Here is a 25,830-nt window from a genome sequence, read left to right on the forward strand (position 1 = left end):
GCGCGGATAGCGCCGATGCACTGTCGATATCAGGCAAGGGCCGAGATGCGGACCGTGTTGCTGGAGAGCGCCCCCTCATGCACGAGAAGGCCGATGCCGCCGTCGTGCAACGCCTCGGGGCTTTCGTCCGCGGCTGTCAGGCTGGTGTCGCCGATCCGGCAGCGCAGCGTCGTGCCGTCGGCCTCGACTTCCATGTCGTAGAGCGTTTCGAGCGTCCAATCGAAGGGCATTTCGGCGAGGACCGTGCGCGTCTCATCGCGCTGGCGGACGAGGCGGAGCTTGCCGTCGCGGGACAGCAGCGCCGCATAATAGCGCCGCAAGCCTTGCACCCGAACCGCGACGCCGGCCTCGTTGCCGAGATGGACCATCGCATCGGCCGCGACCTTGTAGTCCGTCCATTCGCGCGTGCCATGGATGATGATGCCTTCGCCGCGGTCCTGCGACAGGCGGAAGGATTGCGGGAAGCGCTTCGAGAAGAAACTCGCCCCATTGACCCAGGCCATGCGCCAGAAGTCGCTCGGCTCGTCCGGCCGGCGCAGTTGCAGCTCTGGCGTGCCGCCATAGCGCACATGATCGACAAGCACGGCGCCATCGGCCCGGCTGCCCTCGGCGCGGATGACGAAGCCGATCTCGGCGATCGGCTGGCCGCCGAAATCGGGCAGCACCCAGTCGAGGTGGCCCTCGGCACCGGGCGCGAGGCGGATGGTCGGCCCGTCGACGGTCTGGAGTACATCTTCGGCGCCATAGACCTTGAGACGGAAGCCGACATCGACGGCGCCTAGATTGCCGGCATCAGTGGCGACGGCCGCCTGCAGCTTCTGGCCCGGATAGACGAGCGGCGTCGCCATCAATTCGTAGGTGCGCATGGCAAGCACCTCGGGCGGCGAGAAGGTCGGCGTCGTCGCGGCGGCGATCTGGCCGGGCCCGAGACCGCGATAGGCGATGGCGAGCGCACGGCCGCCCGGCACCACGCGGTTCTCGAGCTCTGTCCGCTCGGCGAGGCCGTGGCCACGCTCTGGCCGGAAGCCCTGCACGCTACCCGGCAGCGAGAAGTGGAACTGCGCGCCGCCTTTCGGCGCCGCGGGCGCCTTGGAGCCGGCAAGGCTGTGCCCGAGCGCTGCCAGCCGGTAGCTGGTCCGCACCGCATCGTTGATGGCATTGCCGCCATCGGCCGAGGAGATCAGCAGCCGGTCGGCAACCGGCCCGCGCCAGTCGGGACCGGCATCGATGCCCTCAAGGCCGAGCTTGATGCCGAGCAGGCAGCCGACATTGCCGGCATTGCAGTCGGTGTCCCAGCCTGACGTATTGACGATCATCTGGGCGCGCTGGAAATCGTCGGGCGCGTAGAGGATCGCCATGATCATCAGCGCATGGTTGGGCACGACATGGCAGTTGCCCGGATATTTGTCATAGCCGTAATGGTCCTCGATCTTCTGCCGCGTGTCGCGCCAGTCCGGGAATTCTTTGTGCCAGCCGCGGATGTCGGCGATCAGCTTCGCAATCAGGCAATCCGCCGGGATGGCCGCGAGGCCGGTTTCGATGAGATGCTCGATATCGCCTGAGACGAAGGCCTCGGCTTCCATCGCGGCCCAGAGCATCGCGGCATAAACGGATTCTCCGTCATGGCTGACAAGGCCCGCCTGCTCGGCGAGCTTCGCCGCAAGCTTCGGCTGGCCCGGCGCCACCATCGCCCAGCCGTCGATGAAGATCTGCGCGCCGATCTGCTCCGCGACCGTCGATCCATTGACCGCGATCGAGCCGGAGGCCGGCGCGGGAACGCCGCGCTTCAGATTCAGCCATGCGGTGTGCTCGGTCGAATTGCCGTTGCCGCCCCACCACAGCACCGTCCGCTGCTCGACGAGATAATTAAGCCAGGCGCGACCGATATCCTCGGCCGAGAGATCTTCCGAGATGCCGTAATCCTCAAGCGCGCGCACGAAGGTGAAGGTGCCGGCGACATCGTCATCGGTGACGACGAGCGGCACGCCGAGACGGTCATGAACGTAATAGTCGACCTCGCCGAGCTCGCTCATGATCTTCTGGTAAGTCCAGCCCTCGAAGGGGCGGCCGACATAGACGCCGATCAGCTTTCCGAGCACGCCGGCATAGACGCGTTCGAGATAATCGTTCGGAAGGGGGGCGTTGCTCATGATGGACCCTTGGTTCCTCGGGATTTTCTTCGGATTTGGCGGGGCGCGGCTCAGCCCTTGACCGAGCCGCCGGCCATGCCCTCGATGAAGCGGCGCTGCAGGAAGACGAAAAGGACGACGATCGGCAGCACGATGATCAGCGCCGCGGCCATGATCTCCCCCCAGTCGGACGAGTACTGGCCGGAGAGCAGGAAGAACGAGACGACGGCGGTCAGCTTGTCCTGCCGTTGCAGGAAGGTCGTGGCGATCAGGAACTCGTTCCACGAATAGAGACCGATGATCAGCGCCACGGTCAGGATGCCCGGCGAGACGATCGGCAGCATCACCCGCGTGAACACCTGCCACGACGAGGCGCCGTCGATGATCGCGGCTTCCTCGATCTCTTTCGGCACGGCAAGGAAATAGGTTCGAAGCAGCATGATCGCGAAGGGCGAGTAGATCGCCGTGTAGACAAGCGAAACGGCGAAGACGTTGTTGATCAGGCCGAGCTTGGCGAAACCGAAATAAAGCGGAAACAGGAAGAGCTGGATCGGCGCGGTCGTGGTCGCCAGCAGGTAGAACGTGACCACCTTCCAGGCCTTGATCTTCTTGCGCGCGAGCACGAAAGCGGCGGCCGAACCGGTGCTGCAGACGAGGATGATCGTGAGCGCCGTCAGCATCGCCGAGTTCCAGAACGTCGTGCTGAAGCGGGCGTCCTTCCAGGCGCGGGCGAAATTGTCGAAGCGTATGACCTGCGGCAGCGCCAGCGGGTTCTGGACGATCTCCTGCGCGGATTTCAGCGAATTGAGGACGAGCAACACGATCGGGAACAGCGCCGTGAACAGGCCGATGCCGAGCACGACATAGGTGATCGTCAGCGTGGCGCGGCTTTCGACGAGCCTCATCAGACGCTCTCCCTCGACTGGATGCGGATATAGAAGAACGTTGCGACAAGGCCGAACAGGCTGATCACCAGCGCCGTTGCGGCCGCCTGGCCGACATTCAGGTCATAAAAGGCCTTGCGATAGGCGAGCGTCGAAAGGACCTCGCTTGAGAAGGCCGGTCCGCCCTGCGTCAGGATGTAGACGAAGTCGAAAACGAGGAACGACCAGATGACCGTCATGATCATCATGAGCATGATGGTCGGCCGGATGCCCGGCAGCAGCACATAACGCATCATCTGCCAGAAGCTGGCGCCCTCGATGCGCGCCGCTTCGATCTGCTCCTGCGGCACCTGGCGGAGCGCGGCGAAGAAGATCACGCAGAGGAAGCCCCACCAGTGCCAGAGATCGACGGTGGCGACGCCGAACAGCGCCGTCGAGGTCTGCGACAGCGGATTGACGATCGGCAGGCCGAGCTTCTGCAGATAGCCAAAGACACCGGTAACGGGGCTGTAGATCATGCCCTGCCAGACCCGCGCGGTGATCGCAGTCGCGATGATCACGGGCAGGAAATAGACGACCTGGAACAGCGTGGAACCGCGCCGGGGCACGACGAGCAGGAGGCTCGCCGCAAGAAGACCCATCCCGATCGGCACGGTCAGGAAAAGCGCCGTCCAGATCAGGTTGTTCTGAAGCGCCGTCCAGAACGGCCCGTCGCTCCAGAGCGCCGCGAAATTGCCGAGGCCGATAAAGACCGGCGCCGAGATGCCGTCCCACTGGAAAAAGGCCAGGGCGACCGTCAGAAGCGCCGGGATCAGGATGATCACGACATTGATGGCGAGCGTCGGCACGAGATAGAGCCACATGGCCGGTGTCCTTGCGGGAAGGAAGGCGTCTTGCGATGCGCGACGGGCTTCGGCCGGTCATCGCCGGAATGGATCCGGCGACGACGTGCCAAGCGCACCGTGTCGCGAAGCGCCCCTCCCCGCGCGGAGAAGGGCGCCCAGAACGTCAGCGCTTCGGAACGGCGGGCACCTTGCCGGCCGCCTTTTCTTCCTTGAAGGTCGCGTCAAGCTTCTCGAGGAACTGCGCCGTGGTGATCTTGCCGAGCCAGACCTCCTCCATGCCCGAGACGAGATAGGTGTCCGTCGCTGGCGGGAGGAACGTCCAGGTGGTGTAGCCATACTGGCCGTCGCTGACCGAGGCGGCGAGATTCTTCATCGTCTCGCCATAGAGCGGCAGGACGTCGGCGCCGATCTGCACCTTAGAAAGGTCTTTCAGCGGCGTGTTCCACTCGCCCTGCCAGACGGTGTTCATGTCGCCATAGAACTTGTCGCTGAAGACGTAGTCGATCACCTCGGCCGCCCCGTCGGGGTTCTGCGAGGAATTGGCGATCGAGAAGGTCGAGCCGATGCCGAGCGCATAGATCGGATAAGGCACGCCCTCAGCGCTTGGGAAGCCAACAAAACCGGGCACCGCGTTGTTCTGCGGGAAGTAGCGCGGCACGTTCTGGAAGTTCCAGGTGCCCGTCGGCGCCATGCCGGCCTGCCCTGTCGCGACCTGCGCAAAGGCCTGCTCGCCGGTCAGCGAGAAGTAGTTCGGGCCGAAATAGCCCTTCTGCCACCAGTTGTTGAGCGTATCGATCGCCTTGACGAAGGGCTCCGCCGTCCAGGGAATCTCGCCGTTCAGAGCCTTGTAGACATTCTCGGGTCCGGCGATCGAGTTGAGCACGATCGAGACATAGTGCTCGTTGCTCGGGCGCCAGTCGGCATTGCCAGCCGCGAAGGGAACGAGGCCTTTCGCCTTCATTGCGTCGGCGAGCGTTTCGAGCTCGGCGATCGTCTTCGGCGGCTGCCAGCCATTCTTCTCGAACAGCGTCTTGTTGTAGAAGAGGCCAAGCGTCTCGTAGGTCTTCGGCAGCGCGTAAAGCTTGCCGTTATATTTGCCGAGCTCCAGGAACACCGGCAGGACGCGGTCGTTCCAGCCGAGCTTCGCCGCATAGTCGTCGAGCGGCAGCAACTGGCCGGCCTGCGCCATCGAGGCGACATAGCTTGGACCTGCCGTATAGACGACATCCGGCCCGGAACCCGAGAGCATCGCGATGCGGAGCTGCTTGTCGAGCTCGGCGCCGCGGAAATCGATCGAGAGGCTCTCGCCCGGATGCGCCGCATTGAACGGCTCGACCAGCAGCTTTTGCAGCGCCTCCTGGTTTTCCGGTGCGGCGGTCTCATACCACCACGTGATCGGCTTCTTTTCCTCGGCCATGGCAGCGGTGACACTGGCCGATGCGCCGAGAGCAACCAGCGCGGCGCCTGCCAGAGCGATTTTTGCTCGATAACCCATTATTTTCCTCCTCCCGTTGGTTCAGCTCGATCGATCAGGTTGAACTGCGCTCGATCAGACGGAACGGCATTGCCTGGCTCGTTCCGGGTCCCGCATTGCCGCGCTGGAGCCGATCGAGCAGGACCCCGGCCGCCGTCGTGCCGAGGTCGTGTTGAAACTGCGAAATGGTCGTGAGCGCCGGCGTCACCAGCCGCGCAGCGAAGATGTCGTCGAAGCCGGCGATCGCAACGTCGCCGGGAACGGCAAGCCCGGCCTCGCGCGCTGCCGCCATGGCGCCGATCGCCATCATGTCGTTGGCCGCGAAGATGGCATCGGGCCGCGCGGACAGCGCGAACAATTGCTGGGCGGCGCGAAAGCCGCCCTCTTCGTTGAAGGCTTCGTCGGCCACGATCAGAGGCTTGCGGCCGGCTTCGAGAAGCGCTGCCTCATAGCCGTTGAGACGGCCTTCCTGCGGGCCGCCAAGGCCGGCGATCATGGCGATGCGGCGATAGCCGCGCCGGATCAGATAGCGCGTGACCTCGCCTGCAGCCGCCTCGTTGTCGATATAGAGATTGTCGACCGGCAGCGGACCGACCTTCTTCTTCGACGATTCGATCCTGACCACGCCGATCCCAGCATCGGTCAGCGGCTGGAAATCGGCGACGCGCAGCGTGAAGAACACCCCGACGACCCCATCGACGCGGCCTTCGAGGCTCCAGTTGAGGAAGCGCTGCTCGCGCTCGGCGGCGCCGTCGGTATTGATCGTGATTACATCATAGCCGGCGTGATCGGCGGCTGACTGCATGCCGCGCAACAGCGAGGGATAGAACGGGTTGGCAATATCCGGAACGACACAGGCGAGCGTCATCGTCTTGTTGGTCTTGAGCGCGCGTGCCCACCGGTTCGGCACATACCCAAGCTCGCGCATCGCTGCCTGCACGCGCTCCAGCGTCTCCGCTGGAATCTGGCTCGTCGGCGCGCCGGAAAGAACCAGCGAAACCGTGGTCTGCGACACGCTCGCCAAGCGCGCGACATCGCGCTGCGTGACCCTGCGAGGCCGTTCGACAGTCATGCCGGGAGTTTCCTGATACGTATTACTGATACGTACCTCTAGCTGATACCTCTCCGGTTGGCAACGTCTCCGATGCTCGTCCACAGGGCACCCAAGTCAGGCGCTTGGCGAAGGCGATGCAGCGCGCGCTATAGTCGTCCGGTCAAAAACGAAGCGGAGCCCTTCATGCGCGTTCTCGTCCTCGGCGCGGTCATGATCGACGAAGCCATGACGGTTGCGACCTTCCCGAACCCCGGCGCCACGGTCATCGCCGGCGCCCCGCAGCGCGACCTCGGCGGCAAGGGCGCCAACCAGGCGATCGTGCTGAAGCGTGCCGCGGTCGATGTCCGCCTGGTCGCGCCGGTCGGCGAGGACGCCGATGCGGAATGGGTAGCCGAGGCGCTGACCTCCGAAGGTATCGAGGTGGCGGACCTCGTTCCGCTCGGCCGGTCGACGGATCGATCGCTGATCTTCGTTGGCCCCGGCGGCGAGAACGCGATCGCCTCCATCATCGGCGCCGCCGAAGCGGTCGATGAACGGCTGGCGCGCGAAAGCGTGGACTTGCTCGGCCCGGGCGACCTTCTGGTCATGCAGGGCAATCTGACGCTCGATGCAACCCGGGCCGCGCTGGACGCCGCACGCGCTCAGGGCGCGGCGACGCTGCTCAACCCCTCGCCGATCCGCGCCGAGATGGCGGCGCTGTTTCCGCTGGTCGACTGCCTCATCGTCAATGAGGGCGAAGCACGGCTCCTCAGCGGCAAGGACACGCCACTCGAGGCCGCCATCGAACTGCGCGAAGACGGCCCCGGAACGGTCGTCGTCACGCTCGGCCGTCTCGGCGCCCTGGCGCTCGGCGACGACGGTCCGGTCGAGATCGCAGGCGAACCGGTGAAGGCGGTCGACAGCACCGGCGCCGGCGACACCTTCGCTGCCGTCTTTGCCGCCGCGCGCTATGACCGTGGCCTTTCGCTTGGCGACAGCCTCGCGGCGGCGACCCGCGCCGCGGCCATCACGGTCTCGCGCAAGGGAACGCGCGCCGCATTTCCGACGCGCGATGAACTAGCCGCGATCCTGCCGGGACGATGAGCGGCCCTGCCGCACCTTTGCGCAGCCTGCCGCTTCAAGCGCGTTTACAGGGTGAGCCGAATACCCCGATCATGCGCGCCGAAAAGCTGTCGAGTGAGGAGTGAGAGCGTGGTCATCAATGATCCCGAAACCGTCGCCGAGGTGACGGAAGCCTTCGGCCGTTACGAACAGGGGTTGATCGACGCCGATGGGCCGGCGCTCGACCACCTTTTCTGGGACAGCCCCTATACGGTCCGCTACGGCGACGGCCAGATCCAGCACGGCCATGCTCCTATCAAGGCCTTCAATGCAAAGCGCCGCAAGACAGGACCCGATCGCGCCTTGACGGAGACGATCGTCACCACCTTCGGCCGCGAATTCGCGACGGTCTCGACGCTCTATGTCGACGTTCCCCCCGGCAAGATCGGGCGCCAGCAGCAGAGCTGGGCCAAAATCGACGGCGACTGGCATGTGGTTGCGGCGCATGTCAGCGTCGTCGACCAGGTCGAGATCGAGCGGCAGCAGGCCTGAGGAACGAAACCATGCCCATCCATGATCCCTACGGCGCCTTCGTGCCCGGAACCGATATTGTCCTGCCGGCAACGGGCAGCGGTCTGCTCGACGGGCTGACCTTCGCCGCCAAGGACCTCTTCGACATCGCCGGCCATGTGACCGGCTGCGGCAATCCCGACTGGGCGCGAACACATCCGCCGGCCCGCCGCTCGGCAAAGGTCGTCGAACAGCTTCTCGCCGCCGGTGCGACACTCGCCGGAAAGACCATCACCGACGAAATCTCGCTCGGCCTGCTCGGGCGCAACCAATTTGACGGCACGCCGATCAATCCGCGCGCCCGCGACCGCTTTCCAGGCGGCTCGTCGAGCGGCTCCGCCGCGGCGGTTGCCGGCGGCCTGGTCGATTTCGCGCTCGGCACCGATTCCGGTGGCTCGGTGCGCGTGCCGTCAAGCTTCTGCGGCCTCTACGGCCTCCGACCGACGCATGGCGCCATCTCGGTCGAAGGGCTGATGATGCAGTCCGCGTCGTTCGACACGGCCGGCTTCTTCGCCGATGACGCCACGATCTTCGGAAAGGTCGGTATCGTGCTGACGCCAGACGCAGCGCCAGCAGCGCCGATCGAGGAGATCCTGATCGCGACGGACGCCTTCGCGATCGCCGACGAGGCGGTGCGCGCGGCGATCGAGCCCGCCCTTGCGCGCCTCGGCGCCATCGCGCCTGTCCGCGAGATCACGCTGGCGCAGGAGGGCCTCAAAACCTGGAACCAGTGCCAGATCACCGCGCAATGCAGCGAGTTCTCGGCAACGTTCCGCGACTGGGTGGACGCCGTCAATCCGCGCTTTTCCTTCGAGGTCGGCGCGACGCTCGCCCATGCCGCCCTGATTTCCGACAGCGCGCGCGCTGACGCCCTGCACTTCCGCGCCGATCTCAGCGCGCGGCTGGACGCCCTGCTCGAAGGCCGCCGCGTCGTGGTCTATCCGGCGGTGCCGATCCTGCCCCCGCATCGCGACGCGCCACTCTCGGTCATGGGCGCCGCCGGCGATCGCATTGTCGATCTGACCTGCATCGCCGGCCTCAGCGGCCTGCCCCAGGCCGGCCTGCCGCTTGGAACTGCGGGCACGATCCCTGTCGGACTCGCCGTGCTCGGCTGGCGCGGCGCCGATCGCACGCTGCTCGCCCTCGCCAAGAAGCTTGCAGCATGACGGATGTCTCCGACGATGCCTTGAGCGGGCTCGACGCGATCGGGATCGCCGAGCAGATCCGCGCCGGGGTTCTGACGCCCGACGAGGCGCTGGACGCCGCGATCGCCCGTGTCGACGCGCTCAACCCGGCGCTGAACGCCGTCGTGCACCGGCATGACGATCTTGGGCGGCGCGCCATTGCCGAGGGCCTTCCGGACGGTCCGTTTCGCGGCGTGCCGTTCCTCCTGAAGGATCTCGACCTCCGCCTCGCCGACAGCGTAACGACCAGCGGCAGCCATCTCTTCGACGGCATCGTCGCGGCGCGGGATTCGACGCTGACGGCGCGCTACAAGGCCGCCGGGCTCGTCATCTTCGGCAAGACGAATGCCGCCGAACTAGGACTGTCCTCGGCAACCGAACCGGCCGCCTTCGGCCCGACGCGGCATCCGCTCGATCCGGCGCTGTCACCGGGCGGCTCGAGCGGCGGCAGCGCTGCCGCGGTCGCCTCGGGGATGGTGACCATGGCCCATGCAACCGATGGCGCCGGCTCGATCCGCATGCCGGCATCGCTCACCGGCATCTTCGGCATGAAGCCGAGCCGGGGCCGCACGCCACCTGGCCCAGATGCCAGCGAGATCTTCTTCGGCATGTCGGTGAACCACGCCCTCACCGTGACGGTCCGCGACAGCGCCGCTCTGCTCGACGCGACCAGTGGGCCGGAACCCGGCGCGCGGCACAGCCTCGCGGCGGATGACCTGTCCTTCCTGGAGCAATCGCGCCGCGATCCGGCACCGCTGCGCATCGCGCTGATGACGGAAGCCTTTGGCGGCGAGCCGGTCGAAGCCGCCTGCTGCGACGCCGCGATCGCGGCGGCCCATCTTGCGGCCGGGCTCGGACACCATGTCGAGGAAGCGCGGCCTTCGCTGGACGGGATCGATCCGGCGCATTGCTTCCGCCGTCTTGCCGCGGCCCTCACCCTCGTCTTCGTCGAGGATGTTGCGGCGGCGCATGGCATCGCTGATCCCCGTTCACTGCTGGAGCCGGTGAATGTCGCCTGGATGGACGAGGCGAAGGGCCTGACGGCCGGCGACCAGATCCGCGCCATCGGCGAGATGCATGCGATGGGGCGCGCCCTCGCCCGCTTCTTCGAGCGCTATGACGTCCTGATCACGCCGGTGACTGCGACGAGCCGGCTGGCGCACGGCCATTTCAACGGGACGGAGACTGACGTCACCCGCTTTGTCGATCGCCTGACGGCCTTCGGGCCCTTCACCTTTCCGTTCAACGCCGCGGGCGCGCCGGCCATGAGCCTGCCTGTCTCACGCGTCGACGGCCTGCCGATCGGAGCCCAGTTCGCATCGGCGCTCGGCCGCGACGGGACATTGTTCGCGCTGGCGGGGCAGATCGAACGCGCGCGGCCCTGGCATCGGCTGACGCGCAGCTGAGCTACGGTGCTTTTCGCCCTGTGGATATCTTGACAGTGAGGCCAAAGAGAACAAAATAAGAACAGAACGAAAGCAGAGGACGCCGATGATGGAAACCGTCCGGGAAATGATCGCGCGGATCGACGCCGAGATGCAGGCTGCAGCCGGCTGGCTGGAGATCGAGCGCCTTGAGGACGGGCCTCATCTGGCAAGCAGCGGCGTGCGCTGCCAGGCCGATGCCGTCGAGTTCGATGACGACGCAGGGTTCACGACGCGGATCCCCTATGGCTCCGTGGTGGCCATTCGCTTCGGCCGTCAGGGCGAGGCGATGCCGCTGGCGACCCTTGCCGCGCCGCGGGTCGTTGTCCCGTTGCGCGCCACGGGCTGACGCCTTGGCGAATGGTCTGATAGGCGACGCTTCCCCCGTTTGGGCATTGCTGTAGGATGCACCCGTCCCGCACCAGTTTGATTGGGGACGTACCACGCCCTATGTGGCATGCGACAACAATCTACGCGCGGATCCTTCCGCCTGAGCGAGGCTGAAGATGCGGCTGCTGGTCTGCGAGGACGACTTCCTGATCCTGATGAACACGGCCGAGATGTTGCGCGAGCTCGGACACGAGGTCGAGGAAGCGGCCGATGGCCGCTCCGCGCTGGCCGCTCTGGCAGACGATGCCTTCGACGTCCTCTTGACCGATGTCGGCCTGCCCGACATGAACGGCGTCGAACTCGCGCACCGAGTCCGCGCCACAACCCCGGACCTGCCGATCATCTTTGCCTCGGGCCTCGGCGACGTCGAGGGATTTGGCGACGATGCCTCTGTCGCCTTCGTGCAGAAGCCCTATACGATGCCGGCGCTGGAAATGGCCCTCGCTGCAGTCACCCGGCGCTAGGTCCTCTCCGAACGCCTGCGGTCACGCCTCGGCAGGCAGAACTGCGATCGCCGCCGACCACGGGCCGAGCACCATCCGCTCGCCTTCGCGCCGGTGTATTCCCGTCGTTGCCATCGGCGCGAAGGCCGGCACTTCGATCGAGCCCTCGTCCGGCGCGGCATTCATCACCATCACAAGCCTTCCGCCGGCGTAGGTCCAGGAGACGGCCACGACCCGGCCGTCCTGATGCGCCTCTGCGCCCTGATAAGGCGCATCGGTCAACGGCCACAGATGCTCCCGGCGCAGCCGCGCCAGTTCGCGGAACCGGTCCAGCGCTTCCGCCCGCTCCGGAGCGGCAAATTCGTTCCAGTCGAGCTTCGCCATCGCCATGGTCTCCGGCGCCATGGGGTCGGGCACCAGTTCGTCAGCATGGTCGGATTCAAAGAACTCCTTCGCCTGCTGCGCCCGCCCCTCCCGGATCTCGGCGCTAAATTCTCCCTTGAGATCGCCGAAGAAGGGGAACGGCGCGCGGATATGCGCCTCCTCTCCCATGAAGAACATCGGAATCTGCGGCGACAGCATGATCACGAAATGCAGGAAATCGAGCCGCTCCGCATCGAGATCCTCGGCAAGCCGCCGCCCGTCTGGCTGGTTGCCGATCTGATCGTGGTTCTGGATGAAGGACACGAAAGCCGAGGGCGGCAGATGCGCCGACGGCTCGCCGCGCTCGATATCGCCGCGCCGCGGTACGGCTTCTCCCTGATAGGCGAAACCTTCGGCCAGCACCCGCCGCGCCTTCTCCACGGTCTCGTCTGCGAAGTCGCGGTAATAGCCGCTCCGCTGGTCGGTCGCGATCACATGCAGGACATGATGGATGTCATCGTTCCACTGCGCGTCAAAATAACGGGGGCGACCCGACGCATCTCGTTCGAGCCAACTGGCTTCATTGTCGAGATTCTCAAGAATCAGCATCGCGTTCGGCTTGATGGCGCGCGCCATCGCCGCCATCTCGCGCTTCATCTGCTGAGCGCCCGACGTGCCGAACTCATGCACCGCGTCGAAGCGGAGCCCGTCCATGTCGTAATCCTCGATCCACATGCGGACATTCTCAAGGAAGAACAGGCGGACCAGGGGATCGGCAAAATTGAGCCCGGCGCCCCAAGGCGTATGGACGTTTTCGTCGAAGAACGGCGCTGCGTAGAGGGGGAGATAGTTATCGACCGGGCCGAAATGATTGTAGACGACGTCCAGGATCACCGCGAGCCCATGCGCATGGGCAGCATCGACCAACGCCCGCAGGTCTTCCGGAGTGCCATAGCTCCGCTCCGGCGCGAAAACCAATACGCCGTCATAGCCCCAATTGTGCGAGCCCGGAAAATCGCCGAGCGGCATCAGTTCGATCGCGGTATAGCCGGCATCGGCGAAATGCCCGATCCGTTGCGCGAGCCCCTTAAACGTCCCCTCGGGGGTTGCGGTGCCGACATGCAGCTCGGCGATCACCGCCTGATGCCAGGGCCGGATTGTGCGCTCGCTCGCCAAGCCGAGCGGACCACGCACGACACTCCATCCACCGGTATCGTCAGCCTGGCCGCGCGAGGCCGGATCGGGGACGTCGATCCCCTTGACGCGGTAGCGATAAAGCGTGCCGGGGCCGGCGCCCGGAACATCAAGGCTGTACCAGCCATCGTCACCGGCCTGCATCGGGGTGGGGGCGCGATCGACTAGCAGAACCTCAACCTGATCTGCCGAGGGTGCGTAAAGCCGGAATCGAACGCCACCCTCGATCAATTCGGGACCGAAACGATAATGGGAGATGCGGTCGAACGACAACGGACCGTGCTCGTACTCTTCCGGCCCGGATCCGACGCGATCGCCGCGCGTCTCATCGGCGATGGCGAGGCTGGACCGCAGGATCGCCGGGTCTCCCGTGGGCGGCTGCCCTTCGACGAGAGAGTCGATGAGGGCGTGCCCGCCTTCGGGCCTGTTATCGGTTCTGTCCTGCATGGTCATGGTCGTCTCCTGAAAATGGGTCAACTGGGTGCGTCGGACTCCTCCGTCGGCAGCGCCCGGCCAAAATCGCGCTCCGCCGAATGACGGCGGCGCAGGCTTTCAATGGCTCTGAACCAGTGGTCGTAGCCGTGCGACCAAAGCGGGCGCCCCTCGGCTTCCCAGAGCAAAAACGCCTCGCGGCGGATGTCCTCATCGCTGAATTCGGTCATGTCGTCTCCCAGCGCTTGGCTGGCCTGTCGCCAGTGGCGGGGATCAACTCAGGGTCACGGGCGAGGTTCCGTGGCGCCGCCTTCGATCGCCCTCGTCAGGACGAGCACCGGTACGGTTGTGTCGATAAGGACGCGGCCGCCTTGAACAGCCGTCTCGCTGTCGCCGCCCATGGGATTTCGCCAGGAGCCATTGAGCTGATGATCGTTGAACACGACACTCTCGGATGCCATCGCCTCAGGCGTCAGCGGCACGGCGACGACGAGTTCCGCGGCGGAGCCGCGCCGGCTGAAGGCAAACCAGCCGTCGGAGACGCGTTCCGCCTGGTAGGGCGATGCGAAGATGTCGGGATTGCGCGCACGCAACGCGAGCAGGCTGCGTGTTGCGCTGAGCTTCGCGGCTCGCTCCTCGTCCTCCGCCATAGGAGGGACGGCCGAAACTGGCGAGGACAGCAGCGCCTCGCGACGCTCCCATGAGACAGGACGCCGATTGTCGGGATCGACAAGGCTGAAATCAGCGAGTTCCGTCCCGCGATAGATGTCCGGAATGCCGGGCAGCGTCAGTTGCAGCAGGGTCTGCGACAGGCTGTTCGTTGCAGCGATAGGGGCGGTTTCCGCGAGGAAAGCCTCGAGCTCTGCGCGGAACGGCGCGCCCTCGCTGCCTGCGATCAGCAGCGCGACGAAGTCGTGCAGCGCAGCCTCATAGGTCTCGTCCGGATCGGTCCAGCCGCTATGCCGCTTTGCCTCGCGCATCGCCTTCTCGAAATAGCCGCGGGCCCGGTCGACCGGCAGCGGCCAGGCCGCGAACAGCGTCTGATAGATGAACCAGAGATCAAGGTCGTCCGGCCCGGCTTCAGCCTTCAAGTCTGCATGCTGCGCTTCCCAGCCCTCGACGAGTCGAATCCAGCGCTCAGGGAAATGCGAGAGAAGATTAAGGCGCGCCCGCGTATCGGCGCCGCGCTTGGTGTCATGCGTCGCAAGCGGCGTCAGACCCCTCGGCCCAAAGGCGGCGAAGGCTGCATGAAGCTCGTCGTCGCTCCGCGGCGGCGCCACGAGATCGGAGCCGACCTCGTTCACCGAGGCGAGCGCGACGCTCCGATAGAGTTCAGTATCCTCGAACCCTTTTGCCATCGCGGGCCCGGAAAGTTGCTGGAACAAGCGGCGGAAGCGTGCGGCGTCGAGCCCGGGCGCCCGGAGTGCGGCTTCGACGAGGCGCACCAGGACCGGAGCCACGCCGGGCGCATCGCGTTTGGCCCGCGCCTCGGCCTCGCGCCAGAGCGCGTCGTCTTCAGGCGAAGCAGGCAGACCGACGAGATAGGACCGATAGACCGGAAACGCCGAGAGCAGCGCCACGACCGCCGCTTCGAGGACACTGGCAACCGGAGCGTCGTCCCCGAGCATCGCGGCAGCGCTTTCAAGGAGACGCGCAAGCTCCGGCTTGAAACTCTTCTCGACGACCTCGGTCTTTGCAGCTGCAATCCGTGCGAGGGGGCTGCCGGAAAGCCAGCCGCGCGCCTCGAGATAGGATTGAAATGCCGTGCGGCCGTTCGCCGAGACGAAGGCCTCGTTGATGAGATTGAGCCGCTCGTAACCAGTAGTTCCGTCGATGGGCCATGGCCGCAGGGCCTCGTCGTGGCCGAGGATCTTCTCGATGAGAATCAATGCCTCGGGGCCCGTGGCCTCGCGCAGCTGGACGCAATAGGCAGCGGGATCGGCGAGACCATCAACGTGATCGACGCGAAGGCCTTGCACCAGCCCTTCGCGCAGCAGCGCCAGCGGCAGGCAGTGAACGATCTCGAACACCGTCTCATCCTCGATGCAGACGCCGAGAAGGTGAGAGACCTCGAAGAAGCGCCGATAGTTGAGCGATTCCGTCTGCCGCCAGGGCACGGCCTGCCAATGCTGCTCGGCATGCACAGCATTGAGATCAGCCTTGTCGAGGGCGCGCTCGAACGAATCCGACATTGCAGCCGCGGCGGCCCTCAGCGCCACGCGCGCCGTATCGATCGCCTCTGGATCGGCCTTGCCACGGTCGACAACTCGCCAGGCCAACGCAGCCTCCATCGCGCCGACCCTGTCGAGCAGAGCGGCTATCGACCGGGGGCGCAGCGGAACGGCGTTGCCAGCAACGATGGCGGTGACGCGGCCCGCGGCCTCGTCATAGGCAAGCTTCTCGATCGCCGCAGCGTCATCGCCGAGCCATGGCAGCGCGATCCGGCGGGAAAAATCGATATCGAAGATCGGTGCAGACACGGCATCGGCGCCGAATTCGAGCACGTCGATCCAGTAGGGGTTGGCACCGTCCGCGGCCATGTGGTTCGGCACGATGTCGAGGATGATGCCGATACCGTTCGCGGCGAGGGTCGCCGCCATGCTGCGAAACCCGGCCTCACCGCCAAGTTCATCGCTGATCTCAGTCGGATCCACCATGTCATAGCCATGCGCCGAACCGGCGCGGGCGCGGAAAATCGGCGAAGCATAAAGATGGCTGATGCCGAGCGCGGAAAAATAGGGCGACAGGCGCTCAGCGTCTTCGAAGGTGAATTCCGCATTGAACTGGACACGATAGGTCGCCCTGACCAGCCCGAGAGGCGAGGCAAAGTCCGGCCCGGCATTGGCCGCGCCGTCCACCGGCCGAGCCCCTTCCATCCTTGACGTCATGAAATCCCTCGCTGATTGCACCCTCCCAACAGACGCGCGCGCCGTCAGTTCCCCTTTGGCGCCGGCAATCCCGAGGCCCAGGGTTTTGCACAGGCGATGGGCTTGACAATTAACTGGGCAAAAGATGGAATTTGACCGCTCAGACAAAAGACCGGCGCCATGCCGGTGCGCCCAGCGCGCTCCAGAGGGGAACAGTCATGTCCACCACGATCTCACGGCGCCGCTTCCTGTTTGCCTCGGCCGCCGGCACGCTCGCTCTCGCCGCTCCTCGCGCCTCCTTTGCCGCGGAGAAGCTGAAGGTTGCCGGCATCCACGCCTCGCCGGTAGAGAACGCCTGGAATTCGCGCCTGCACGAGGCGCTTCAGGCCGCTGCCAAGGATGGCGTGATCGAATACACCTTCTCGGAAGGCGTTTCCGGCACCGACTATCCGCGCGCGATGCGCGAATATGCCGAGGCCGGCAACAAGCTGATCGTCGGCGAATCCTATGCCGTCGAAACGGAAGCGCGCCAGGTCGCGGCCGATTATCCCGGCACCGCCTTCCTGATGGGCTCGTCAGGCGGTCCGGCGGGCGACAATTTCGGCACGTTCGGCACCTGGAACCACGAGGCCGCCTATCTCGCCGGCATGCTCGCGGCGCCGATGTCGAAGACCGGCACCTTCGGCGCGGTCGGCGCCATCCCGATCCCCGAGGTCAACATTCTCATCAACGCCTTCCGCTCCGGCGTGAAGGAAGTGCGCCCCGATGCGAAATTCCTGGTCGGCTTTATCGGCACCTTCTTCGATCCGCCCAAGGCCCGCGAATCCGGCCTCGCGCAGATCGATGCCGGCGCCGACATCCTGTTCGGCGAGCGCATCGGCACCGCCGACGCTGCCAAGGAGAAGGGCATCAAGTCGGTTGGCTCGCTGATCGACTACACGCCGCGCTATCCCGAAACCGTCTTCGCGAATGCGATGTGGTATTTCCGGCCGATCCTCGACGCCGCCATCAAGGACACGCAGGCCGGCGCCAAGACCGGCAAGGATTACAGCCCGTTCTCCTACATGAAGGAAGGCGGCAACGACATCGTCTTCACTGAGAGCATGGTGATCAAGGATTCGGTCCCGGCGATGGAAGCCAAGCGCAAGGCGATCAAGGACGGCACCTTCACCGTACCCGTCGATCCAGCCGAGCCGACCTGAGGATGTGACCACACTGTCATTGCCGGGGCTCGATCCGGCAATCCAGTCTTGCGTCCATCGGCGGCGTTCAGACCGAGCCTCAAAAAGGCTGGATTGCCGGATCGAGCCCCGGCAATGACATCCTTAAATGCATGGAACGCCAGCCGTGACAGAATCGTCTGAACCCGCCGACGGCGCCGCGCTCGCGGATGCGATCCGCACAGGCGCCACCACAGCGGGAGCCGCCATGGATGAAGCGCTCGACCGTCAAGTCGAGCTGCAGTCGCTGGGCGCGATCTCGTTTCTCGCGGCTGATCTTGGACGCGAGGGTGCCGCCGCCATCGACGCCGGCCTGAAACGACGGCCGAAATATTTCCGCCTGAAGCCGTTCACCGGCGTCCCGTTTCTCATGAAAGACCTCGGCGCCGCGGCGGCAGGACTGCCGGTCGTCTGCGCCTCCGCAGCGCTGCCTTCGATCCCGCCGGCAGAGGACGCGGAGCTCGCGCGCCGCTTCAAGGCCGGCGGCCTCGTGCCCTTCGGCGTCACCACCGTGCCCGAATTCGGCCTCTCGCTGTCGAGCGAGCCGGCCATCGGCCCGGTCGCGCGCAATCCGCTCGATCCGGCGCTGACGCCCGGCGGCTCGTCGGGCGGCGCGGCAGCCGCGGTCGCGGCCGGCATCGTCGCGCTCGCCCACGCCACCGATGCAGGCGGTTCGACGCGCGTCCCGGCCGCGTGCTGCGGCCTCGTCGGCCTCAAGCCGACACGCGGCGCCATGCCCGGCGGCCCGGATTTCGGCAATCATATCGGCGGCATCGCAGCCGAACTCGTCGTCTCCAGGTCACTTAGAGACACCGCGCTCGCGCTGGAGCATTTCTCCGGCAGCGGCGAAGGCTATTTCCCCGATCCCGATCTCGATCTGCCGCTCTCCGGGCGGCTCGACGAAGCCGTGACGCCCTTGCGGATCGGCATCGTCCTCGATGTCGCCGAGGGCCGAGCGATCGAGCCAGCACGCCGCGAGGCTGTCGCGCATGCCGGCGAGGTGCTTGGCCGCGCCGGCCACACGCTCGTCACACTCGATCCCGCCCGCCTGGCGCCCCTTCTCGCCGATTCCGAGATGGTCTTCGACCGGATCATCTGCACCAATCTCGCCCGCAACATGCCCGACCTTTCGAAGGTCGAGCGGCTCACCGCCGCCGTGGCGCGGCGCGGGCTTGCGATGACCGCTCGCGATTATCAGGCAGCGGAGTCGACTGCCGTGCGCGTGGCGCATGCGCTGTGGCGGCTGTTCGACGAAGTCGACATCGTGCTGACGCCGATGCTGTCGGGACCGCCACTGCCGATCGGCGCCTTCCCCTTCGATCACGACGATGTCGAACTGCAATGGCGGCGGATGAGCGATTTCGCGCCCTATGCGATGCTCGCCAATGTCGCGGGGACGCCTGCGCTCTCCCTGCCCCATGGCACCGACGGCGCAGGGCTGTCGCTGCCCATCCAGTTGATCGGGCCGATGGCGAGCGACGGGCTGCTGCTCCGCCTCGCCCGCGTCCTGCAACGGGCCGTGCCCTGGTCCTATCGCACGACCATCGCGGGTCTTCCCTCGTGAACGTCCCTGTCGTCCTTCGCCTTGAAGGGATCACCAAGCGCTTCGGGGCGCTCACCGCTAATGACGACATCACGCTGGAACTGCGGCAGGGCGAATTGCTCGCCCTTCTCGGCGAGAACGGCGCCGGCAAGACGACGCTGATGAACATCCTTTTCGGCCACTACACGGCCGATGCGGGGCGGGTGATCGCCTTTAGCCGCGAGTTGCCGCCGGGAAAGCCCCGCGCCGCGATCGAGGCCGGCATCGGCATGGTGCATCAGCATTTCGCGCTCGCCGCCAACCTGACCGTGCTTGAAAACGTCATCGCCGGCACGCGGCCGCTCGGCGCGCTCGGCCTTGGCAGCGCCGCAGCGCGAACGAGGCTTGCGGCGCTCTCGGCGAAATTCGGCCTCGCAGTGCATCCCGATGCCCGCGTCGGCGATCTCTCGGTCGGCGAGCGGCAACGGGTCGAGATCCTCAAATCGCTCTATCGCGACGCCAAGGTGCTGATCCTCGACGAGCCGACCGCCGTCCTGACGCATCAGGAGGCAGAGCAGCTCTATCGGACGCTGCGCGGCATGGCCGAGCTCGGACTTTCGATCATCTTCATCTCGCACAAGCTGCATGAGGTGCTGGCCGCGGCCGACCGCGTCACCGTCCTGCGCGGCGGCAAGGTCGTGGCGGAGCGGCGCGCCAGCGAGACCACCAAGGATGAACTCGCCGAGCTGATGGTCGGCCGCCGCGTCGCACGCCCCCACCGGGAAAGCCAGGCGCCAGGCGCCATCGCGCTCAGGGCCTCGGGCATCGATGTCGGCACGACTCTGAAGGCGATCGATTTCGAGGTCCGCGCGGGCGAGACGCTCGGCATCATCGGCGTCTCCGGCAATGGCCAGCACACGCTCGTCCGCCTCGTCTCCGGCCTCGAGCGGCCGACCGCCGGACAGCTGGAACTCTATGGCGCCCCAGCGCCGCGCCCCTCCCCGCGTGGCTTCGTCGCCGCCGGCATTGGCCGCATCCCGGAGGACCGCCACGCCGACGGCGCCGTCGGCGAGATGGCGGTTTGGGAAAATGCCGTGCTCGAACGGGTACGCGAGCCTCGTTTCTCCGCCGGTGGGCTGGTTCGCCGCGCCGCCGGCCGCGCCTTCGCGCGCGAGATCATCGAGCGCTTCGATGTGCGTGGCGGCTCAGAGGACAGCCCGATCCGCCTCCTCTCGGGCGGCAACATGCAGAAGCTGATCCTCGGCCGCAATCTCGCGGAGAGCCCGCGCATCCTGATCGCCGCCCAGCCGACGCGCGGCCTCGACGAGGGCGCTGTTGCCGCAGTTCACGGCGAGATCCTCGCCGCGCGCCGGGCGGGAACGGCCGTCCTGCTCATCTCCGAGGATCTCGACGAGATCCTGGCGCTTGCCGATCGCGTCCAGGCGATCGTCAAGGGCAGGCTTTCGCCGGCGATCCCGGTCGAGCAGGCCGATCCGCGCCGTCTCGGACTGATGATGGCGGGAAGCTGGGAGGATGCGGCGTGATCCGCTTCGAGCGCCGCACCCATGTGCCGTTCGGCCTGCGCCTCGCCGCGCCGATCGCCGCTGTCCTCGTCGCCCTCGCCTTCGCCGGCATTCTCATCGCCATCGCGGGAGCCCCGGTGCTCGAAGCCTATCGGCGCATGCTGATCGGCGCCTTCGGCTCGCGCCTCGCCATCACCGAGACGCTGACGCGGACCGCGCCGCTGATCCTGACCGGCCTTGCTGCCGCTGTCGCGTTCCGCGCGCGGCTGTGGAACATCGGCGCCGAGGGCCAGTTCCTCGTCGGCGCGCTCGCCGCCGCAGCGCTCGGCTCGCAGCATGGGCTGCATCTGCCGCCTGTGCTGCTGATCCCCGCGCTGATGCTGGCCGGCGCCGTCGCGGGCGCGCTGCTGCTGCTCGGACCGCTCGCGCTCCGCCTTCGCTTCGGCGTCGATGAAGTCGTCACGACGCTGCTGCTCAATTTCGTCGCGCTGTTGTTCGTCTCGATGATGATCGAGGGCGCGCTGAAGGATCCACTCGCTTTCGGCTGGCCGCAATCGGTGCCGGTCGTCGCCGATGCCATGCTGCCAAAGCTTGTGGCGCGGACGCGGCTGCATGTCGGATTGCTGGTGGCGATCGGCCTGGCCGTCGTCATCGCGCTCGTTCAGGCGCGGACCGTCTTCGGGATGGAGAGCCGCGCGGCGGGCCTCAATCCGGCGGCGGCCCGCTTCGCCGGCGTTTCGCTGACCGGTGTTCTCGTCAAGGTCGCCTGCATTTCGGGCGGCCTCGCGGGCCTTGCCGGCGCCATCGAGGTGCTCGGCGTCAAGGCCTACGTCACTACCGACCTCTCGCCCGGCTTTGGCTATACCGGCATCGTCGTCGCCATGCTGGCGGCGCTCAACCCTATCGGCGTCGTCTTCGCCGCGCTCTTCGTCGCCACGATGTTCGTCGGCGCGGATTCGATGAGCCGCGCGCTTGGCGTGCCGAGCTTCATCGCCGATGTGATCGTGGCGATGTCCCTGCTCGCGATGCTGGTCGCGCTCTCGCTCGCCAATTACCGGATCCGCCGATGATGGACGCGCTCGACATCTTCGCCTCGGCCGGCCTTTGGGCAGCGGTCCTGCGCATCGCGACGCCGCTGATCTTCGGCACGCTCGGCGCGCTGATCTCGGAGCGAGCGGGCGTGCTCAATCTCGGCATCGAGGGCATCATGACCTTCGGCGCGATGATCGGCTGGATGACGGTCTATCATGGCGGCGATCTCTGGCTCGGCCTCGCCGTCGCCGCCCTCTCCGGCGCGGTCTTCGGCCTTCTGCATGCCGCGCTCACGGTGCCGCTCGGCCTGTCGCAGCATGTAACCGGGCTCGGCATCACGCTGTTCGCGTCCAGCCTCTCCTATTTCATCTTCCGCCTCGCAATCCCGGTGTCCGGCTCGCCGCCGACCATCGTGCCGTTCCAAGTGATCAAGATCCCCGTGCTGTCCGATCTGCCGTTTCTCGGCGAGGCTGTGTTCAGCCAGACGGCTCCGACCTATCTCGCCATCGCGCTGGCCCTCGTCATCGCCTATGCGCTGGCGCGCACGCCGCTTGGGCTCGCCATCCGCATCGTCGGCGAAAATCCCCATGCAGCCGAGGCGCAGGGCATCGACCCGATCCGGGTCCGCATCGGTGCCGTGGTGTTCGGCAGCGCGCTGATGGCCATGGGCGGCGCCTTCCTGACGCTCGCAGCGTTCAATTCGTTCTTCCCGACCATGGTGCAGGGCCGTGGCTGGGTCTGCATCGCGCTGGTGGTATTCGCCTCGTGGCGGCCGGAACGGGCGCTCGGCGGCGCGCTGCTCTTTGCGCTCTTCGATGCCTATCAGCTTCGCCTGCAGCATGTCGTCGGCAAGGCGATCCCCTACCAGCTCTTCCTGATGATCCCCTACATCATGTCGATCCTGGCGCTGCTCGTCATGGCGCGGCGGGCCCGCGTGCCGCAGGCGCTGATGCAGCCCTTCCGCCGCGGCGAGCGTTGACATCGGCCTGGAGACACGCGAAGCCCTCAGCACGCACGTCGCTCTTGGGAGGGAGCACTGCCATGCCGAAAATCGCCGTCATCGGCGCCGGTCCATCGGGCCTCGCGACCGTCAAGACGCTGGCCGATGCCGGGCTGACGGATATCACCTGTTTCGAGGCGCAGCCGGAGCTGGGCGGCAACTGGGTGTTTCGCGACACCACCGGCCATGCCAGCGTCTATGAGACGACGCACATCATCTCCTCGAAGCGGCTGTCGCAATATTCCGATTTCGCGATGCCGGCCGACTACCCCGACTTCCCCTCGCACAAGCAGATGCTGGCCTATTTCGAGGCCTATGCCGCGCATTTCGGTCTCGCGCGTTTCATCCGCTTCGGAACCCGCGTCCTCCATGCCGCGCCCCTGCCCGAGAACCGTTGGCGACTGTCGCTGGAGGGACCCGACGGCCGCAGCGAGGAGAGTTTCGATCGCCTCGTTGTCTGCTCGGGCCATCACTGGGACCCCCTGATTCCCGAAACGCCGGGCGCGTTCGACGGCCGCGTGATGCATGCGCATGACTATCGCCGCGCCGAGCCCTTCCGCGATCAGCGCGTGCTCGTCGTGGGTGGCGGCAATTCCGCCTGCGATATCGCCGTCGCCCTGTCACGGGTCGCCAACCGGACGGCCATCAGTTTCCGCCGCGGCTATCACATCGTGCCGAAGATCGTGCTCGGCATGCCCGTCGACGTCGCCTATCGCCGCCTGCGTCATCTGCCGAAATGGCCGCGCCAGCGCCTGCTCGCGCTGATGCTGAAGCTGGTCATCGGCCCCTACAAGCGCTACGGCCTGCCGGAGCCGGAACGGCGCGTGCTCGAAATGCATCCGACGCTGAATTCGGAGCTGCTCGATCGGTTGCGCCACGGGACGGTCGCGACGCGGCCGGGCGTGGCCGGTTTCGAGGGCCCGAATGTGCGGTTTGCCGATGGCAGCCTCGAGACCTTCGACACGGTGATCTTCGCCACCGGCTATCGCACCCGCTTCCCCTTCTTCGACCCGGACCTCTTCGATTTCACCGAGGCGCTCGACGTTCCGCTCTATCTGAAGATGATGCCGGAGGCCTTCCCGACGCTCGATTTCGTCGGCCTGTTCCAGCCGATCGGCTGCATCTGGCCGCTCGCCGAACTGCAGGCGCGCATCGTCGCTCTGCAGGCGACCGGCCGCCTGGCGCGCCCGGCCGATCTCGAACGCCGCATCACCCATGAGACCGCCCATCCGCACTGGCAATTCGAGCGCACGCCGCGCCACGCGATCGAGATCGACGTCTATGATTTCGAAAAGGCGCTGCGGAAGGAACTCGCGGAGGCCCGTGCGGCCTAAACCTCGGGCGCTTCAGGCAGCATGTCGGGCATCAGCGCGGCCCGACAGGGACCGCGCCGTTTCGACGATCGTCTCCTCCACCGGGCGCCAGCGCAGCTTCAGCAGCGCCTCGGCCTTGCCCCTGCCGATCCAGCGCTCCTCGCCGATATCGAAGCGGAGATAGCTGAGGATTGAGAAGCTGTCGGCGAGCCGCCGCGCGCGCTCATCGTCGATCGGCCGGGGAACCGGCAGTTGTTCGAAGCCGCTGGCCCGGATGCAGGCGATCAGATCGGCGAGCCAAAGCTGGTCGGCGACGGCGAAGATGCGCTCGCCGACCGCTGCGTCCGAGAGCAGCGCGGCGACATGCAGCCAGGCGACGTCGCGGACATCGACGAGCGGCAGCAGGATGCGCGGCGCGACGATGGCGCGGCCGAGCAGTATCTCGCGGAAGATGTTGAGCGAAGGCGAAATTGAAGAGGTGAGGCCCGGTCCGAAGATGATTCCGGGATTGATCACCGTCGTGGCGAGGCCCCGCGCAGCTGCGACCTCCCACACCGTGCGCTCCGCCACCGTCTTGGCCTCCGCATAGACGGTCATCGGCGCCCGGCCAGGCGTTGACCAATCGGCCTCGGTGACGACGCGCGCGTCGGGGCGGTCCGCGCTATAGAGCGCGGCCATGATGGATGAGGTCATCACCATGCGGCGAATGCCCGCCGCAGCCGCCGCCTCGACCACCCGGCGCGAGCCCTCGCGGGCACAGGCGACGAGCGGCGCCGCATCCTCTGTCAGCACATGCGGCATCGGCGCCGCAACATGAATGAGCGCGTCCTGACCGGCCATGATCTCGGTCCAGCAGGGCTTATCAAGCAGATCGCAGGCAACGACCCTGAGGCGAGCCGGCTGGACACCGGACGCGATGAATTCGGCCGCGAGGCGCTGCGGATCCTCGCCTGGACCTGCCGTTGCGGTTACGTTCACGCCGCCGGAGGCCAGGATCGAGACGATCCAACCGCCGAGATGCCCGCCGGCACCGGTCACCACGACGCGCCTGGGCCAGTGGTCCCCCGGATCGCTCAAGCGATCGGTCCCCAGCGGCGTGGGAGGACGACGCCTCGTCATTTTGCCGAAGACTTGCTGGCTGGGGACTTGCTTGCCGGCGCCTTGCGGCCGAGCGCCTTCAGCACGGCCGTCATGATCTGCTGCTGCACGATGGGATTCTCGTCCATCGTGAAGTGATTGACGCCGGGCCGGTTGAGATCGGGATTGTCGCGGATATTGTCGTTGTCAACGCCGGTGCCCTTGGCGGCCAGCGCCGCACCGAGCCCGTCATTGGCCATGTAGATATTGAGGTAGCGCTTGACCTTGTCGGAGATCGGTCGCGACGAGGTCGGATCGACGGTGACGACGAGATCCACCGGCACGCCATGCTGGCCGAGCACATAGGACGCCTGAAGCGCGGCGTTGCCGCCGAGAGAATGGCCGATGATCACAATCGGCGCCCTCTTGTCCGGATGAAGCGCCGCCTCGGCCGTGATGTCGGCGACGACGCTCGGCCAGCCGGTATGACCGAGGATGCGCGTCTTCACGCCCTGAGCCTTGAGGCTGGCATTGAGGCGGTCCATGCCAAGCGAGAAGACGCCCAGAAAGCCGCGGATGAGATAAACGCTCGCGGCGTGGGTCGGGACCGTCGGCTGCGCAGATTTGCCGACGCGCTTTTGCGTCGCGCGTGGCGCAGTCGAGGCCTTTTGAACCTTCGCCTCGGGCACAGCAGCGCCCGCGGACTGCGGCAAGGGATTTGCTGTGGCGGCGAGGGGCTGAAAAAGCGCCAGGAGGGCGCCGAAGAGGACAAGAATTGGCAAACGCATGCTCTTCACCACCGAAGCGTTCCCTCCCACGCAGCCGTGATTCGACAGTTAAGATAACGAT

Annotated in this window: 22 protein-coding genes; 12 read left to right on the forward strand and 10 right to left on the reverse strand. The window is 66.4% G+C overall.

Going from position 1 to position 25,830, the window contains the following annotated elements; genetic code table 11:
• Positions 1-29 precede the first annotated feature (29 nt).
• The 5 genes from BUB39_RS18125 to BUB39_RS18145 form a co-directional block, all read right to left on the reverse strand.
• Entirely contained in the window at positions 30-2,150 is a 2,121-nt protein-coding gene (locus BUB39_RS18125) for an ADP-ribosylglycohydrolase family protein (RefSeq protein WP_073056226.1), read from the reverse strand.
• A gap of 50 nt (positions 2,151-2,200) precedes the next feature.
• The gene (locus BUB39_RS18130; protein ID WP_073056228.1) at positions 2,201-3,034 is read right to left on the reverse strand and encodes a carbohydrate ABC transporter permease; all 834 of its coding nucleotides are present in this window, start codon (positions 3,032-3,034) and stop codon (positions 2,201-2,203) included.
• Positions 3,034-3,876, reverse strand: coding sequence for a carbohydrate ABC transporter permease (locus BUB39_RS18135; RefSeq protein ID WP_073056230.1), 843 nt, complete (start codon positions 3,874-3,876; stop codon positions 3,034-3,036). The genes BUB39_RS18130 and BUB39_RS18135 overlap by 1 nt, the downstream gene beginning before the upstream one ends.
• Before the next feature lie 145 nt (positions 3,877-4,021).
• The gene (locus BUB39_RS18140; RefSeq protein ID WP_073056232.1) at positions 4,022-5,353 is read right to left on the reverse strand and encodes an ABC transporter substrate-binding protein; all 1,332 of its coding nucleotides are present in this window, start codon (positions 5,351-5,353) and stop codon (positions 4,022-4,024) included.
• 34 nt (positions 5,354-5,387) lie between these two features.
• Entirely contained in the window at positions 5,388-6,404 is a 1,017-nt protein-coding gene (locus tag BUB39_RS18145) for a LacI family DNA-binding transcriptional regulator (RefSeq protein WP_073056234.1), read from the reverse strand.
• Positions 6,405-6,569: 165 nt separating this feature from the next.
• On the opposite strand from BUB39_RS18145, the gene BUB39_RS18150 reads away from it, so the two are divergent.
• The 6 genes from BUB39_RS18150 (at position 6,570) to BUB39_RS18175 (ending at position 11,459) form a co-directional block, all read left to right on the forward strand.
• Entirely contained in the window at positions 6,570-7,469 is a 900-nt protein-coding gene (locus BUB39_RS18150; protein ID WP_073056236.1) for a ribokinase, read from the forward strand.
• A gap of 108 nt (positions 7,470-7,577) precedes the next feature.
• Entirely contained in the window at positions 7,578-7,979 is a 402-nt protein-coding gene (locus tag BUB39_RS18155) for an AtzH-like domain-containing protein (protein ID WP_073056238.1), read from the forward strand.
• An 11-nt stretch (positions 7,980-7,990) separates the two neighbouring features.
• Positions 7,991-9,163: an amidase gene (locus tag BUB39_RS18160; RefSeq protein ID WP_084527618.1), complete on the forward strand. Its 1,173-nt coding sequence runs from the start codon at positions 7,991-7,993 to the stop codon at positions 9,161-9,163.
• Complete coding sequence (locus BUB39_RS18165) at positions 9,160-10,587, forward strand: amidase (protein ID WP_073056240.1); 1,428 nt, start codon at positions 9,160-9,162, stop codon at positions 10,585-10,587. The genes BUB39_RS18160 and BUB39_RS18165 overlap by 4 nt, the downstream gene beginning before the upstream one ends.
• Positions 10,588-10,672: 85 nt before the next feature.
• Positions 10,673-10,954 (forward strand): hypothetical protein, encoded by a 282-nt coding sequence (locus tag BUB39_RS18170; protein WP_073056242.1) that lies wholly within the window; start codon positions 10,673-10,675, stop codon positions 10,952-10,954.
• Positions 10,955-11,111: 157 nt separating this feature from the next.
• Entirely contained in the window at positions 11,112-11,459 is a 348-nt protein-coding gene (locus BUB39_RS18175) for a response regulator (protein WP_073056244.1), read from the forward strand.
• A 21-nt stretch (positions 11,460-11,480) separates the two neighbouring features.
• Here the strand turns inward: BUB39_RS18175 and treZ are convergent, their stop codons facing one another.
• The 3 genes from treZ to treY are packed head-to-tail and all read right to left on the reverse strand — an operon-like array spanning position 11,481 to position 16,315.
• Entirely contained in the window at positions 11,481-13,448 is a 1,968-nt protein-coding gene (treZ, locus tag BUB39_RS18180; protein ID WP_244540298.1) for a malto-oligosyltrehalose trehalohydrolase, read from the reverse strand.
• Positions 13,449-13,468: 20 nt separating this feature from the next.
• Positions 13,469-13,657: a hypothetical protein gene (locus BUB39_RS18185; protein ID WP_073056253.1), complete on the reverse strand. Its 189-nt coding sequence runs from the start codon at positions 13,655-13,657 to the stop codon at positions 13,469-13,471.
• A 54-nt stretch (positions 13,658-13,711) separates the two neighbouring features.
• A complete protein-coding gene (treY, locus tag BUB39_RS18190) occupies positions 13,712-16,315 on the reverse strand; it encodes a malto-oligosyltrehalose synthase (protein WP_084527620.1) in 2,604 nt (867 codons plus the stop codon).
• Between the two features lie 197 nt (positions 16,316-16,512).
• Here treY and BUB39_RS18195 point away from each other — a divergent pair, with 197 nt between their 5' ends.
• The 6 genes from BUB39_RS18195 (at position 16,513) to BUB39_RS18220 (ending at position 23,925) form a co-directional block, all read left to right on the forward strand.
• Entirely contained in the window at positions 16,513-17,496 is a 984-nt protein-coding gene (locus BUB39_RS18195; protein ID WP_073056257.1) for a BMP family protein, read from the forward strand.
• Between the two features lie 145 nt (positions 17,497-17,641).
• Positions 17,642-19,078, forward strand: a complete 1,437-nt coding sequence (locus BUB39_RS25815; RefSeq protein WP_244540299.1) for an amidase — start codon at positions 17,642-17,644, stop codon at positions 19,076-19,078.
• Entirely contained in the window at positions 19,075-20,580 is a 1,506-nt protein-coding gene (locus BUB39_RS18205) for an ABC transporter ATP-binding protein (protein ID WP_073056262.1), read from the forward strand. The genes BUB39_RS25815 and BUB39_RS18205 overlap by 4 nt, the downstream gene beginning before the upstream one ends.
• The gene (locus BUB39_RS18210) at positions 20,580-21,629 is read left to right on the forward strand and encodes an ABC transporter permease (RefSeq protein ID WP_073056889.1); all 1,050 of its coding nucleotides are present in this window, start codon (positions 20,580-20,582) and stop codon (positions 21,627-21,629) included. Before BUB39_RS18205 ends, BUB39_RS18210 begins: the two co-directional genes overlap by 1 nt.
• Positions 21,626-22,570 carry an ABC transporter permease gene (locus BUB39_RS18215; protein WP_073056264.1) on the forward strand — a complete coding sequence of 315 codons (945 nt, stop codon included), beginning with the start codon at positions 21,626-21,628 and terminating at the stop codon, positions 22,568-22,570. The genes BUB39_RS18210 and BUB39_RS18215 overlap by 4 nt, the downstream gene beginning before the upstream one ends.
• 62 nt (positions 22,571-22,632) lie before the next feature.
• On the forward strand, positions 22,633-23,925 hold the full coding sequence (locus BUB39_RS18220; RefSeq protein WP_073056266.1) for a flavin-containing monooxygenase: 1,293 nt from the start codon (positions 22,633-22,635) through the stop codon (positions 23,923-23,925).
• A 12-nt stretch (positions 23,926-23,937) separates the two neighbouring features.
• Here BUB39_RS18220 and BUB39_RS18225 read toward each other — a convergent pair whose 3' ends face one another.
• Positions 23,938-24,981 carry an NAD-dependent epimerase/dehydratase family protein gene (locus BUB39_RS18225; RefSeq protein WP_073056268.1) on the reverse strand — a complete coding sequence of 348 codons (1,044 nt, stop codon included), beginning with the start codon at positions 24,979-24,981 and terminating at the stop codon, positions 23,938-23,940.
• A gap of 38 nt (positions 24,982-25,019) precedes the next feature.
• Positions 25,020-25,769 carry an alpha/beta fold hydrolase gene (locus BUB39_RS18230; protein ID WP_139251531.1) on the reverse strand — a complete coding sequence of 250 codons (750 nt, stop codon included), beginning with the start codon at positions 25,767-25,769 and terminating at the stop codon, positions 25,020-25,022.
• Positions 25,770-25,830: the final 61 nt, after the last annotated feature.

The organism is Kaistia soli DSM 19436, assembly GCF_900129325.1.
GTDB lineage: Bacteria > Pseudomonadota > Alphaproteobacteria > Rhizobiales > Kaistiaceae > Kaistia > Kaistia soli.

What these genes read in the sequence shown, in the direction of transcription:
- BUB39_RS18185 (WP_073056253.1), bottom strand. Translation starts at nt 13,657, where the DNA reads ATGACCGAATTCAGCGATGAGGACATCCGCCGCGAGGCGTTTTTGCTC.
- BUB39_RS18170 (WP_073056242.1), top strand. Translation starts at nt 10,673, where the DNA reads ATGATGGAAACCGTCCGGGAAATGATCGCGCGGATCGACGCCGAGATG.
- BUB39_RS18165 (WP_073056240.1), top strand. Translation starts at nt 9,160, where the DNA reads ATGACGGATGTCTCCGACGATGCCTTGAGCGGGCTCGACGCGATCGGG.
- BUB39_RS18140 (WP_073056232.1), bottom strand. Translation starts at nt 5,353, where the DNA reads ATGGGTTATCGAGCAAAAATCGCTCTGGCAGGCGCCGCGCTGGTTGCT.
- BUB39_RS18230 (WP_139251531.1), bottom strand. Translation starts at nt 25,769, where the DNA reads ATGCGTTTGCCAATTCTTGTCCTCTTCGGCGCCCTCCTGGCGCTTTTT.
- BUB39_RS18215 (WP_073056264.1), top strand. Translation starts at nt 21,626, where the DNA reads ATGATGGACGCGCTCGACATCTTCGCCTCGGCCGGCCTTTGGGCAGCG.
- BUB39_RS18175 (WP_073056244.1), top strand. Translation starts at nt 11,112, where the DNA reads ATGCGGCTGCTGGTCTGCGAGGACGACTTCCTGATCCTGATGAACACG.
- BUB39_RS18195 (WP_073056257.1), top strand. Translation starts at nt 16,513, where the DNA reads ATGTCCACCACGATCTCACGGCGCCGCTTCCTGTTTGCCTCGGCCGCC.
- treY (WP_084527620.1), bottom strand. Translation starts at nt 16,315, where the DNA reads ATGACGTCAAGGATGGAAGGGGCTCGGCCGGTGGACGGCGCGGCCAAT.
- BUB39_RS18220 (WP_073056266.1), top strand. Translation starts at nt 22,633, where the DNA reads ATGCCGAAAATCGCCGTCATCGGCGCCGGTCCATCGGGCCTCGCGACC.
- BUB39_RS18150 (WP_073056236.1), top strand. Translation starts at nt 6,570, where the DNA reads ATGCGCGTTCTCGTCCTCGGCGCGGTCATGATCGACGAAGCCATGACG.
- BUB39_RS18135 (WP_073056230.1), bottom strand. Translation starts at nt 3,876, where the DNA reads ATGTGGCTCTATCTCGTGCCGACGCTCGCCATCAATGTCGTGATCATC.
- BUB39_RS18145 (WP_073056234.1), bottom strand. Translation starts at nt 6,404, where the DNA reads ATGACTGTCGAACGGCCTCGCAGGGTCACGCAGCGCGATGTCGCGCGC.
- BUB39_RS18125 (WP_073056226.1), bottom strand. Translation starts at nt 2,150, where the DNA reads ATGAGCAACGCCCCCCTTCCGAACGATTATCTCGAACGCGTCTATGCC.
- BUB39_RS18130 (WP_073056228.1), bottom strand. Translation starts at nt 3,034, where the DNA reads ATGAGGCTCGTCGAAAGCCGCGCCACGCTGACGATCACCTATGTCGTG.
- treZ (WP_244540298.1), bottom strand. Translation starts at nt 13,448, where the DNA reads ATGACCATGCAGGACAGAACCGATAACAGGCCCGAAGGCGGGCACGCC.
- BUB39_RS18160 (WP_084527618.1), top strand. Translation starts at nt 7,991, where the DNA reads ATGCCCATCCATGATCCCTACGGCGCCTTCGTGCCCGGAACCGATATT.